This window comes from Sphingomonas sp. LY54 (assembly GCF_035594035.1).
GTDB lineage: Bacteria > Pseudomonadota > Alphaproteobacteria > Sphingomonadales > Sphingomonadaceae > Allosphingosinicella.
Genome location: NZ_CP141588.1, coordinates 2,161,397 through 2,174,039, shown reverse-complemented (window position 1 = coordinate 2,174,039; position 12,643 = coordinate 2,161,397). Strand labels below are relative to the sequence as shown.

General features: G+C 66.1%; 11 protein-coding genes and 1 tRNA gene. 10 read left to right on the top strand and 2 right to left on the bottom strand.

Features of this window, described 5'->3' with window-relative positions:
* Positions 1-64: 64 nt before the first annotated feature.
* The 6 genes from SH591_RS10920 to SH591_RS10895 all read left to right on the top strand — a co-directional run bounded on the left by SH591_RS10920 (position 65) and on the right by SH591_RS10895 (position 4,443).
* On the top strand, positions 65-2,239 hold the full coding sequence (locus SH591_RS10920) for a sodium-translocating pyrophosphatase (RefSeq protein ID WP_322831536.1): 2,175 nt from the start codon (positions 65-67) through the stop codon (positions 2,237-2,239).
* A gap of 111 nt (positions 2,240-2,350) precedes the next feature.
* Entirely contained in the window at positions 2,351-2,569 is a 219-nt protein-coding gene (gene infA, locus SH591_RS10915) for a translation initiation factor IF-1 (protein ID WP_010162480.1), read from the top strand.
* Positions 2,570-2,583: 14 nt separating this feature from the next.
* Entirely contained in the window at positions 2,584-3,159 is a 576-nt protein-coding gene (locus SH591_RS10910; RefSeq protein WP_324749146.1) for a Maf family protein, read from the top strand.
* On the top strand, positions 3,152-4,144 hold the full coding sequence (locus SH591_RS10905; protein WP_324749145.1) for a ribonuclease: 993 nt from the start codon (positions 3,152-3,154) through the stop codon (positions 4,142-4,144). The genes SH591_RS10910 and SH591_RS10905 overlap by 8 nt, the downstream gene beginning before the upstream one ends.
* A complete protein-coding gene (yacG, locus tag SH591_RS10900) occupies positions 4,122-4,328 on the top strand; it encodes a DNA gyrase inhibitor YacG (protein ID WP_322831533.1) in 207 nt (68 codons plus the stop codon). The genes SH591_RS10905 and yacG overlap by 23 nt, the downstream gene beginning before the upstream one ends.
* A 39-nt stretch (positions 4,329-4,367) precedes the next feature.
* Positions 4,368-4,443 (top strand) — tRNA-Phe (locus SH591_RS10895).
* Between the two features lie 290 nt (positions 4,444-4,733).
* Here the strand turns inward: SH591_RS10895 and SH591_RS10890 are convergent.
* Positions 4,734-4,919 carry a hypothetical protein gene (locus SH591_RS10890; protein ID WP_324749144.1) on the bottom strand — a complete coding sequence of 62 codons (186 nt, stop codon included), beginning with the start codon at positions 4,917-4,919 and terminating at the stop codon, positions 4,734-4,736.
* Between the two features lie 198 nt (positions 4,920-5,117).
* Between SH591_RS10890 and SH591_RS10885 the strand changes: the two genes are divergently transcribed.
* The 4 genes from SH591_RS10885 to SH591_RS10870 all read left to right on the top strand — a co-directional run bounded on the left by SH591_RS10885 (position 5,118) and on the right by SH591_RS10870 (position 10,202).
* Positions 5,118-6,452 carry an NAD(P)/FAD-dependent oxidoreductase gene (locus SH591_RS10885; protein ID WP_324749142.1) on the top strand — a complete coding sequence of 445 codons (1,335 nt, stop codon included), beginning with the start codon at positions 5,118-5,120 and terminating at the stop codon, positions 6,450-6,452.
* Positions 6,453-7,000: 548 nt separating this feature from the next.
* Positions 7,001-7,789, top strand: coding sequence for an alpha/beta fold hydrolase (locus SH591_RS10880; protein ID WP_324749141.1), 789 nt, complete (start codon positions 7,001-7,003; stop codon positions 7,787-7,789).
* 6 nt (positions 7,790-7,795) lie between these two features.
* The gene (locus tag SH591_RS10875) at positions 7,796-9,508 is read left to right on the top strand and encodes an ATP-binding protein (RefSeq protein WP_324749140.1); all 1,713 of its coding nucleotides are present in this window, start codon (positions 7,796-7,798) and stop codon (positions 9,506-9,508) included.
* A gap of 259 nt (positions 9,509-9,767) precedes the next feature.
* Positions 9,768-10,202, top strand: a complete 435-nt coding sequence (locus tag SH591_RS10870) for a hypothetical protein (RefSeq protein WP_324749139.1) — start codon at positions 9,768-9,770, stop codon at positions 10,200-10,202.
* 7 nt (positions 10,203-10,209) lie between these two features.
* Here the strand turns inward: SH591_RS10870 and SH591_RS10865 are convergent, their stop codons facing one another.
* On the bottom strand, positions 10,210-12,531 hold the full coding sequence (locus SH591_RS10865; RefSeq protein ID WP_324749138.1) for a TonB-dependent receptor: 2,322 nt from the start codon (positions 12,529-12,531) through the stop codon (positions 10,210-10,212).
* Positions 12,532-12,643 lie beyond the last annotated feature (112 nt).

The following is a 12,643-nucleotide window of genomic DNA, read 5'->3' as shown; positions in this document are numbered from 1 at the left end:
CGTCCGGGTACATTGCAACTGGGCGAAACAACCCTGCCCGGACCTTACAGGGGAAGGATGTTTCATGACCGTTGTACTGATTGCCATAGCCTGCGGCCTTGCCGCGGTGCTCTATGGTTTTGTGACAAGTCGCCAGGTACTTGCGTGTTCGGCCGGCTCCGAAAGAATGATCGATATCGCGAGCGCGATCCAGGAGGGCGCCAAGGCCTATCTCGGCCGCCAATATCGCACGATCGCGATGGTCGGCGTGGTCGTTGCCGTCTTGGTCTTCATCTTTCTCGGCCCGATTGAAGCGATCGGCTTCGTCATCGGCGCGTTTCTTTCGGGTGCGGCCGGCTATATCGGCATGAACATCTCGGTCCGTGCCAACGTCCGCACCGCGGAAGCCGCGCGCACTAGCCTGCAGCGCGGCCTCACCGTCGCTTTCCGGGCCGGCGCGATCACCGGCATGCTGGTGGCGGGCCTCGCCTTGCTCGCCATCTCGGTCTTCTTCTACGTCCTCGTCGACGTGATGGGCCGCGCCCCGGCCGACCGCGAGGTCATCGACGCTTTGGTCGCGCTCGCGTTCGGCGCTTCCTTGATCTCGATCTTCGCCCGCCTCGGCGGCGGCATCTTCACCAAGGCCGCCGACGTCGGCGCCGACCTCGTCGGCAAGGTCGAAGCCGGCATTCCCGAGGACGACCCCCGCAACCCGGCCGTGATCGCCGACAATGTCGGCGACAATGTCGGCGATTGCGCCGGCATGGCCGCCGATCTGTTCGAGACCTATGTCGTCACCGTCGGCGCGACGATGGTGCTGGTGGCCCTGCTGGTCCAGGGCAGCGACGCGCAATTGCTGAGCCTGATGAGCCTGCCTCTGATCATCGGCGGCGTCTGCATCCTCACCTCGATCATCGGCACCTATTTCGTTCGCCTCGGCGCCAAGCAGTCGATCATGGGGGCGCTCTACAAGGGCTTCTGGACGACCGCGCTCCTCTCGATCCCGGCGCTCTACTACGTCACCGCCCAGACTTTGGGCGACATGAACGCCGTGATCGGCGGCGCCCGGGAAGCGGCCGGCCTAGACGTCGAAGCCCAGGTCGCGCGGACGGCGGTCAGCGACGGCTTCACCGGCATGGACCTGTTCTGGTGCATGCTCGTTGGCCTCGGCGTCACGGCGCTGCTGGTCTGGATCACCGAATATTATACCGGCACGAACTACCGCCCGGTCCGCTCGATCGCCAAGGCGTCCGAAACCGGCCACGGCACCAACGTCATTCAGGGCCTCGCCGTCAGCCTGGAATCGACCGCCATGCCGACGGTGGTCATCTGCGTCGGCATCATCGTCAGCTACCAGCTGGCCGGCCTCATCGGCATCGCCTTCGCGGCGACGGCGATGCTCGCTCTGGCCGGGATGGTGGTCGCGCTCGACGCTTACGGACCCGTCACCGACAATGCCGGCGGCATTGCCGAAATGGCCGGAATGGATGACGACGTTCGCCACCGCACCGACGCGCTCGACGCGGTCGGCAACACCACCAAGGCGGTGACCAAGGGCTATGCGATCGGTTCGGCCGCACTGGGTGCCCTCGTCCTGTTCGGCGCCTATACGACCGACCTCCAGCATTATGCCACGGAACTCGGCATCGGCCCGGCCGGCGTCGATTTCTCGCTCTCCAACCCCTATGTCGTCGTCGGCCTGCTGCTCGGCGCGTTGCTGCCCTATCTGTTCGGGGCGATGGGCATGACCGCCGTCGGCCGCGCGGCCGGCGATGTCGTGCTCGACGTGCGCGAGCAGTTCCGCACTAACAGCGGCATCATGGACGGGACCTCGCGGCCCGATTACGCCCGCACCGTCGACATGGTCACCCGCGCAGCGATCAAGGAGATGATCGTGCCCAGCCTGCTGCCGGTGCTGGCGCCGATCGTCGTCTATTTCGTGATCGCCGCGATCGCCGGCCGCGAGCAGGGCTTCGCCGCGCTCGGTGCGCTCCTGCTCGGCGTCATCGTCGGCGGCCTGTTCGTCGCCATCTCGATGACCTCCGGCGGCGGCGCCTGGGACAATGCCAAGAAGTTCATCGAGGACGGCAATCACGGCGGCAAGGGTTCGGAAGCCCACAAGGCGGCCGTGACCGGCGACACCGTCGGCGATCCCTACAAGGACACGGCCGGCCCGGCCGTGAACCCGATGATCAAGATCACCAATATCGTCGCCCTGCTGCTGCTTGCAGCACTGGCAGGCGGCGGTGCGGTCGGCTGATCTTCGAAGCTCTACGAGAACCCCGTCCGGAGCGATTCGGGCGGGGTTCCCTTTTTCCAGTTCAAACGCTATGGCAGCGCGATTTTTTCCGACATCGAATAGAGGCAAGGTTTGGCCAAAGAAGAACTTCTGGAAATGCGCGGGCAGGTGGTCGAACTGCTGCCCAACGCCATGTTCCGTGTAAAACTCGAGAATGATCACGAAATTCTCGGCCACACTGCGGGCAAGATGCGCAAGAACCGCATTCGTGTCCTGGTCGGCGACGAAGTGCTCGTCGAACTGACTCCTTATGATCTGACCAAGGGTCGCATCACTTACCGCTTCAAGTAATCGAGGATAGCGCCGTGACGCGGCTCGTCCTCGCTTCCGCCAGTCCTCGCCGGCTCGACCTGCTCGCCCGCATCGGCGTCGAGCCCGACGCCGTGCGCCCTGCCGAGATCGACGAAACACCCCTCAAGGGCGAGCTTCCGATCCCCTATGCGCGGCGCATGGCCGCCGAGAAGGCCGCCGCGGTCCATGCGTCGGAAGCCGGCGCGCTCGTGCTCGCGGCCGATACGGTCGTGGCCGCGGGGCGGCGCATCCTTCCCAAGACCGAGAGTGCGGACGAAGCGCGCGCGGCGCTGTCGCTCCTCTCGGGCCGCAGGCACCGGGTCCACTCCGCCGTCACCCTGATCGACGGAGCCGGCACCGCCCGCCACCGCCTCTCCACCACCATCGTCGCCTTCAAGCGCTTTAGCGACGACGAGCTCGACGCCTATCTCGCCAGCGGCGAATGGCAGGGCAAGGCCGGCGGCTACGCCATCCAGGGCCGGGCCGAGGCTTTGGTACGGATGATCTCGGGCAGCCATTCCGGCGTGGTCGGCCTGCCATTGTTCGAAACGCGCGCGCTGCTGCGCGCCGCCGGCCATCCCCTTGGCTGAGTGGCTCTACGAGGAGGGGATCGGCGAGAACCGCGCCGCCCTCGTCGAAGGGGACTCCATTGTCGAAGCCGGGATCGAGCTCCCGGGATCGCTGCGCGCCGGAAGCGTCGTGCCGGGCCGCCTCGCCACGATCCTCATTCCCGGCCGCCGGGGCATTGCCGCCCTCCAGGACTGCGGTGAGGCGCTGATCGAGCCGCTTCCGGCCAGGCTCACAGAAGGTGCGGCGATCCGGGTCGAGATCGTCCGCGAGGCCATTCCCGAAGCCGGGCGCGCCAAGCTTCCCAAGGGCCGGATCACCGACGCCGGGCCGGCGGACGGGCCGAGCCTCATGGATCGAATCGCCGCCTCCCCTCACCCGGTCGTCGCGCTTTCCGCCTTCGGACCCGACCGGCTCGAGCGGGCCGGCTGGTCGGAGATGCTGGAGCAGGCGCTGACCGGCGAGATCGCGTTTGAAGGCGGGGCGCTTCGGTTGAGCCTCACCCCGGCCATGACCCTGTTCGACGTCGACGGCGCGCTGCCTCCCGCGGCTTTGGCGGTCGCGGGCGCGGCGGCAGCCGGCCGAGCCATCCGCCTGTTCGGCATCGGCGGCTCGATCGGAATCGATCTGCCCACGCTCGCCTCCAAGGACGAGCGCCAGGCGGCAGCCGCGGCGATCGACGATAGTCTGCCGCAGCCTTTCGAGCGCACCGCGGTCAACGGCTTCGGCTTCCTCCAGATCGTCCGTCGGCGCACGCGGCCCTCTCTGCCCGAGCTGCTGCAGGGCGACCGCGTCGGTGCGGCGGCCCGGGCGTTGCTTCGGCTGGCGGAGCGGTCGCCCGGCGCCGGCGAACGCACGATCGTCGCCGCGCCGCCGGTCATCGCCCGCATCAAGGCTGCGCCCGACTGGCTTTCGGTGCTGACGCAGCGGATCGGCGCCCCCATCGGCTTGCGGGCCGAGGCCGGCCTCGCCATATCGGCCGGACATGTCCATGCCCGCTTCGCCTGATAAACGCCGCAAAGGCTGTCCGCTCTGCGGCAAACCGGAAGACGCGGTCCACGCCCCGTTCTGCAGCCAGGGTTGCAAAGACCGCGACCTCTTGAACTGGCTCGGCGACAATTATCGCGTTCCGGGCCCCGTGGCGGACGAAAACGCCGATTTTGGATCGGACGGGCTGGACAGCGAGCGCTAGGGCCCTTTATAGGCGCGGCGTCCGCATTCGCCGGATCATGCCCAGGTAGCTCAGTTGGTAGAGCATGCGACTGAAAATCGCAGTGTCGGCGGTTCGATCCCGTCCCTGGGCACCATCGCTGAGAGCCTAAGGTGTCCGGGCGGAAACGCGATAGTGCCGCAGCGATAAGCCGCGCGCTTCCCGGTACGCGCATGTTTTTGCATCCGAATCAAAAGAGCGACAATGCCCTGCACGCAGACTCGCGTCCGAATTGGGCCTCCCACCTCCAGCTCCAACTATCTCGAAATCAGTATTCTGCCGGAAGTACACGATCCATTGGCTGAACGAACGGCAGCTTATGGATTCGCTCCAAGACTGCGACAGCTCGAGCGAGATCGGTGTTGCCGCGCCGCGCCCCAGGCGCGCTCACATACTGAGCGGTGGCCTGCTGCTGCAATGCGTGCCTGAAAGTTCGCGCGCCCGTTCGAAATGGAGCGAAGAGAGCTGCAGGTGCGCACGGGCGGCTTCCATGGACTGGCTGATCAAGCCCCTGTCCAGCTCCGAGATCGCACGCTTCGAGTGATACTCGATGTCGTCCTGATCGTCGTACACAGCGCTCTCCCCGAGGTTCTGAGAACATAATCTTCCAACGGCTCTGCAAGCGCATTTAACTCAGTTAACCTGTTTGAAAATCTATTTAATCCAGGTCAGCAGCGCGGCTGCCAATTCGTAGATCTGGAACATCTCACTGCAGGTGCCGTTGCTCTGCGACGCATCAACTGGAACAGAGCCCTGGTCGCTTGTCGCGTCTTGATCATCGGCGGCGGCTTTGGCGGCCTGGAAACGGCGAAGGCGCTCGCGCGCGGCCGCGTCGACATTACGCTCATCGACCGCCAGAACCACCACTGCTTCCAGCCGCTGCTGTACCAGGTGGCTACCGCGACGCTTAGCCCGGCCGACGTGGCGTGGCCCATCCGGGGCATCCTCTCCAGGCAGGCCAATGCCAGGGTTCTTATGGCCAGTGTCAACGCCATCGAAATGGAGCGACGCTTGGTGCGGACCGATGCCGGCGACTTCGGATACGACCAGCTCGTAATCGCGACCGGCGCCACCCATGCCTATTTCGGGCACGAGGAGTGGGCACCCTATGCCCCTGGACTCAAACGCATTGAGGACGCGACGGAAATCAGGCGGCGAGTGCTCACCGCATTCGAGCGCGCGGAACTAGCCGATGAGGCCGCGCAAAGGGACGCGCTCACCACCTTCATCGTCGTGGGCGGCGGGCCGACAGGCGTGGAGATGGCGGGCGCGATGGCCGACATGGCGCGCGAAGCCCTGCCCCACGACTTTCGCAATGTGGACCCCGCGCGAGCGCGCGTTCTTCTTGTGGAGGCAGGGCCTCGAGTGCTGGCTGCCTTCCCTGAAGCCCTGAGCGTCTATGCCAAGAATGCACTCGAAGGCCGGGGGGTCGAAGTTCTGACGGGAACGCCCGTCACCGCCATAGGTCCTGGCACCGTCTCCATCGGAGAGGATAAGATTGCTGCTGGCGCGGTAGTTTGGGCAGCCGGTGTGGCCGCCTCAGCGGCCGGGAACTGGCTGGGCGCCGATTGCGACCGCGCGGGCCGTGTAAAAGTCATGCCCGACCTGACCGTGCCGGGCCACCCCGACATCTTCGTGATCGGCGATACAGCGGCGGTTGCCGACGAGACAGGCAAGGCGGTGCCGGGCATTGCCCCTGCCGCGAAACAGATGGGGCGGTACGTCGCCTCCGTCATACAGGCCCGGATCGACGACAGGCCCCCACCGCCAGTCTTCCGTTATCGACACCATGGCGACCTGGCGACCATCGGCCGGGGTGCCGCAGTCGTGAAGTTGAGCCGGTTCACGTTGAAGGGTTTCCCGGCCTGGGCTTTCTGGGGCATCGCGCACGTCTATTTCTTGATAGGGCTGCGCAACCGCATCGCCGTCGCCTTCAGCTGGCTATGGGACTATGTCACCTTTGGCCGACGCGCCCGCCTTATCACGGAGCCCGCAAATGCCCGGATGACGGCTACCCCACCTCCCGTTCCCTCCCTACCACGGTCGGCCGGCGCGCCGGCGGACTCGGGTCTGCAATCATCGGACGGCGAGAGCGGCTGCCGCTGAGTCATGGATGGACGTGGCGCAATGTAAAGATCCAACGCTGTCACGCGAGGCTATCTGGGTAGGGGCCCCATCAGCCTTTCTTGTCTTTTGGAGGCTGAGGCATGTGGCGTGGGCCCTTGGCAGTTTGCGGAGACGCGTCCTGCCCCTCGTGCGTCTCTAAAAAGCTGCCCTCTCCCATGTCACCTTCCTGCCTCTCCTTGGGCGTTGGATGTTTCAGGCTCCTGTCGTCGACCACCATGACTGACCTCCTCGGCGATAACGCAGGGCCACCTCGCTAGGTGCCATAGCCTCGTTCGGCCCGCTCGATCATCTTATTGGCCTCTCGCCCGTCTATTTCAGAAGATTTGGTCAGTGCCGAGGTTGATTGGGGAACCCGCGTAGGGGCCGAGCGCTTTCGTGATGCTGCGCTTCTTATTCGACGTGTACGCCGACCTGGACAGGCGTGAGGTAAGACACTGCTGCAAAAGACTCCCTGCCGTCAGCTACCCCCTTTACAGACACGCTGGAACGCGGCGGGTATACACCCTCGATTGTCACACGGAGCGTCCATGGATCGCCTAAGCCGCCACAATGTCCACGTCTCCGGGCGTGGAAAGCAATTCATGATGTTCGCCCACGGGTTCGGGTGCGACCAGAATATGTGGCGCTTCGTAGCGCCGGCCTTCGAGGACAGCCACCGCGTGGTCCTGTTCGATCACGTAGGATGCGGGCAGTCGGACACCTCAGGCTATGACGCTTCGCGCCACTCTAGCCTTCAGGGCTATGCCGATGACGTTGTGGCGATCGCCCGCGCATTGGGCGTGACCAATGGCATTTTCGTCGGCCACTCGGTCAGCGCAATGATCGGTATCCTGGCAGCGCGCGCAGCGCCCGAATTGTTCAGCCGCCTCGTCCTGATCGGCCCGTCCCCTTGCTACATCAACGACGGCGACTATCGCGGCGGTTTTGAACGCGCCGACATTGAAGAATTGATGACCTTCATGGACAGCAACTTCCTAGGCTGGTCGGCTGCCTTGACACCACAGATCATGGGCAATCCGGACCGGCCGGAGCTTGCCGAGGAGCTCAACAACAGCTTCTGCCGCACCGATCCGGACATCGCCAAGGAGTTCGCGCGAGTGACCTTCCTTTCCGACAACCGCCAGGACCTTGAAGGCGTCACGCTGCCAAGCCTGATCCTGCAGTGCAGCGACGATCTCATCGCCCCCGAGGGCGTGGGCGATTATGTTCACGCCCAGCTCCCGGGGAGCAAACTGGTCAAGCTGCAGGCCACCGGCCATTGCCCCAACCTCAGCGCTCCTCAAGAAACGGTCGATGCGATCCGGGCCTGGATCTGAGCCAAAGTGGAAGATCCAGCTCCGCCCGAACAGCCAGACGGGAGCCTGCCCGGCTTCGATGACGAGACGCTCTACGAGGATGCTCCTTGCGGCTACGTCGCAACGCTCCCGGACGGGACGGTGGTTCGAGTCAATCGCACCTTCCTGCGCTGGACCGGCTACGCCGCCGAAGAATTGTGCGGGACCCGCCTCCAGGAAAAGCTGACGCTTGCGGGCCGCATCTATCACGAGACGCATTTCGCGCCGCTGTTGCGGATGCAAGGCGCGGTGCGGGAAGTCGCGCTCGATTTCGTCTGCAAGAGCGGCGACCGCCTCCCCACGCTGGTGAATACGATCCAGCGCGTTGGCGAAGACGGCCAGCCCGTCGTCAACCTCACGACGATATTCGATGCGCGAGACCGGCGGCAATATGAACAGGAGCTTCTGGCGGCTCGCGATCTTGCGCGACGGACCGCGGACGAACTGCAGCGGCTGAACGCTGAGCTCGAGCAGCGCGTGACGGCTGCTGTCGAGGAGCGGATGCGGGCCGAAGAAGCGCTGAGACAGTCACAGAAGATGGAGGCGATTGGCCAGCTGACGGGCGGCGTCGCACACGATTTCAACAACCTTCTCACGCTGGTCATCGGCGGCCTGGATCTGATCGATCGCCAGTTGCCCTCCCAGCCTGCTGGACCCGGAACCGACCGCATCCGGAGAGCCCGTGACACGGCGATGGAGGGGGCACGGCGAGCGGCGAAGCTCACCCAGCATCTGCTCGCTTTTGCCCGCCGTCAGCCGCTCCAGCCAAGGGTGCTCGAGGTGAACCGGCTGGTCGCGGAAATATCGGACATGCTCCGGCGCACGATCGGCGAACAGGTTGCCCTCGAGGCGGTGCTCGGCGCCGGCCTGTGGAGCGTCGAAGCCGACCCGATGCAGCTGGAAAATGCGATACTGAACCTTGCGGTGAACGCGCGCGATGCAATGCCGGAAGGCGGCAAGCTCACCATCGAGACGCATAATGCCAATCTGGATGACGCCTATGTTGCCGGCATTCCGGAAGGCCTTCCGCCAGGTCAGTACGTGCTGATCGCTGTCAGCGACACCGGCTCAGGGATGGGCGAGGAGACCCGGCAAAAGGTGTTCGAGCCATTCTTCACGACCAAGGAAGCCGGAAAGGGCACCGGGCTAGGCTTGAGCCAGGTCTACGGCTTCGTGCGCCAGAGCGGCGGGCACGTGCGCATTTACAGCGAGCTGAGCGTCGGGACGTGCGTGAAGATATACCTCCCGCGCACCGGGCTCGAGGCCGTTCCTGCAGAGGCCAATGTTCGCCAGGATCCCGCCGCATTCTCCGGCGACGAGACCATCCTCGTGGTTGAGGATCAGGAAGAGCTGAGAAAGTACATCGTCGGCATCCTGTCCGAACTCGGCTACCAGGTGGTGGGCTCGGCCACCGGATCCGACGCGCTCAAAGTGATCGCCGAGCGACCCGATCTCGATCTTCTCCTCACTGACGTCGTCTTGCCGGGCGGGATGAACGGGCGTGAACTATCCGTGCACGCCCTCCGCCTGCGGCCGGACCTCAAGCTCCTCTTCATGACGGGCTACACGCAGAACGCTATCGTGCACGACGGCCGACTTGATGCCGATGTCGCCCTGATCAGTAAGCCGTTCACCTTTGATCAGCTTGCCGCGAAGGTGAGAGCGCAGCTCGACGGATATCCCGTGATCGCCCGCTCTTAACCGCTCGTCGGCACAGGAAAAAGGCAGGCCTGCAGCAGTTGTTGCGATAGACGCTGCCACGTTTCCAACGCTCCAGCAGACAGTTTATCGATCGCAGTGTCGGCGGTTCGATCCCGTCCCTGGGCACCATTCTCCAAATTCTGCCAAACGTCCCGACTGGCGCGCCCCGCGGCGGCTAGGCGCGTCTCCGCGCCTGCGCTAGGGCAAAGCGACAACCACCGCGGCTCCGGCTGGGAGCGACGAACGGAAGGAACGGAGAATGATGCGATTCGCTGCGATGACGGCGCTGGGCCTGATGCTGGCGGCCTGTGGCTCGAACGGTACCGAGAGCACGGCTGCCGATCCGGCCGCCAACGAGAGCGCGAACGCGACCGCCGCCATCGACGAGCAGAGCAAGCCCAAGTTGGCGGCCTGCCCGTTCCGCGAAACCCGTGACTGGCAAGGATCGGTCACCGGCGGACGCGTGCTGGTGAACGGCAAAGTCGATCTGCAGATGGCCGGCTTCGAACCCGCGCTGACGCCGCGCGCCGGCGGCTCCGGCGGCACGCTCGTGCTGGACCTCACGCTGGCTCCCAAGGCCGGCGGTCTCAGCGACAGCGCGCGTTACGAAGCGACCGGCCGCTATTCTCGCGCGGAAATCCACTGCGGCGGCGAGCGCATCGCCGAAGTGAATCTCGTCCAGGTAGTTTCCTAAGCGGCCGTCAGAACTGGAGCGCTGCGCTGACGCCCGCGGTGCGCGGCGTCAGCGTCTGCTGGCGCAGCGGCGACCCGGTTGCGGGCACCAGATCGGCGCTGCTGAACAGGATCGAGCGGTCGTCGAGCAGATTGTCGACGAACAGGGAAACCTGCCAGGGACCGCGGCCGACGCCCGCGCGCAACAAGGCGTTGGCGTAATCGTCGCCACGGTCGACGCGGGCGTCGTAGCCGGCGGCCTCCGCCGAGGGCGCGCGGCGGTAGCCGCTCACATATTGGATCTCGCCATGGAGGAAGGCGCGCAGCGCTCCCGGCAGCGCCATCTCGTAATCGGCGGCGACGCGCGTCGTCCAGCGCGGCACATAGGGGATGCGGTCGCCGCGCCCGGCGATGACGACCCGTCCATCCTCGCCGACACCGCCCAGGATGGTCTCGCGGAAGCGGGCGTCGACGAAGCCTAGGCCGAGGCTTGTCCGCAGGCCGGGCGCCAGGCGCGCTTCGCCTTCGAACTCGAAGCCGCGGCTGCGGGCGCGGCCGAGATTGTCGGTGAAGGAGAAGCCGCACCCCGGCAGCATGACCGGCTGCTGGATGCCCTTCCAGTCGATCCGGAACAGCGAGGCGCTGAGGCTCAGTCCGGGCGCGAACCTGCCCTTGAAGCCGGCCTCGTAGCTCCACAGCGAGTCCGACCCGAACGAGGCCGGAGCCTCGGACCGGCCGAAGGCCTGCAGGTCCGCGCCGCAGGGCCCCGCAGGCACCGGCGGATTGGCGCCGCCGACGCGGAAGCCCTTGCTGATGCCGGCATGGACCAAAGCGCTTTCGCCGAGACGATAGCTCAGGCCCAGCCGCGGCGTGACCGGCGTCTCACGCTGGCTCGGCGCGTCGGCCGCCTTGAACGCGCCGCCGGCATAGGGCCCTTCCGACACCACCTCCAGATCGAGCCGCGAGCGGGTCACGCGCAGGCCGGCAAGCGCCTCGAGCCGTTCGCTGATGCGCCAGCTCGCCTCGCCGAACGCTGCGACCTGGACCTCGCGCACCGTCTCGCTGCCGCGGTAGCTGACCCCGCCCGGCAAGAGCGGCACTCCGAACACGTCCTCGACCGAAGCGTCCAGATAGAGGTGCGTGAGATCGGCGATCCCCGGCTCGACAACGTTTTGCGTCAGGCCGAACTGGGCGCTGCGATAGAAAAAGCCGAAGACCCAGCGCAGGGGCGCCGCGCCGTCGGGAGAGGCGAAGCGCAATTCCTGGCTGAAGCTGCGCTGGGTGACCTTGGTCAGGCTGCGCGTCCCGCCAGCGGGAACGAGCCCCGGGACGGCTCCGCCGAGCACGAGCTCGCCGAAGGCCAGCGAATAATCGGTCGTCTGCCGGTCGGTCCGGTCGAGGTGGGCGGTGACGCTGGTGAGCGTCGCGCCGCCCAGATCGGCGCGGACGGTGAGGCTCGGCAGGATGAATTCCTCCCTGCCCGGCTGTTCGTGGATCGAGGATTTGAGGTGCGGCCCGCGCGTGCTGTCGAAGAATGGAAAGTCGCCGCGCCGGGTGCGCTGGTAGTGCAGTGCCGGCGTCAGCTCCACGGCCTCGCCGACAGCGGCCTTCACCGCTGCGCGCAGCGCCAGTGCATCGACGTCGTTGACGTCGCGTTGCGCGATCGCACCGGTCTGCCGGTCCACGCGATCGACATAGCCGCCGTCGCGCCGATAGTAGAAGCCGGTGCGCAGGCCGATCGTGCCGGGCAGGAGCGGCACGCCGATCGCGCCCTCCACCCCGCCGCCGAGGCCGCCGACACGCACCTGTTCGAGCGTGGCCGAGAGATAGCCGCTGGTTTCGTCGAGATCGGGCTGGCGGGTGATGAAGCGGATCGTGCCGCCCATCGAGCTGGCGCCGAACAACGTTCCCTGCGGCCCGCGCAGCACCTCGGCGCGGATGAGGTCGAACGTCCGTATGTCGGCGCTCCCGCCGAAGCCGAGCGAGCGCATCTGGATCGGCACGTCGTCCAGATAGAGCCCGGTCGTCGCCGAGCCGGCGGGCGAGAAAATGCCGCGGATCGCGGGCTGCTCGGCGCCCAATGTGCCGACCGGAACGACGATCAGATTGGGGACGGCCCGCGCCAGGTCCGACAGGCGCTCGGCGCCGCCGAGTTCGATCTGGGCATCGCCCAGCGCCGTAATGCTGAAGGGAACCTGGTGCAGCGGCTCGGCATATTGACGCGCCGTGACGATGATCGAGGCGTCGTCGGCGCTGCCCGGCGCTGCCCGAGCCGGGGTCAGGGCCGCGAAGCCTGCGGCAAGCAGGCCGGTGGCCGCAAAGGCCCGCACGGGAACCGGGGAACGCAACATCACTGCCGCATTCTCCATAATGGTTCCGGTCCGCTGTCAATTCATTCTTGCCCGCGACCCCGTGCGACCGGCGCGGCGACCTCCATGAAAAAGGGGGCCGGACGAGCCGGCC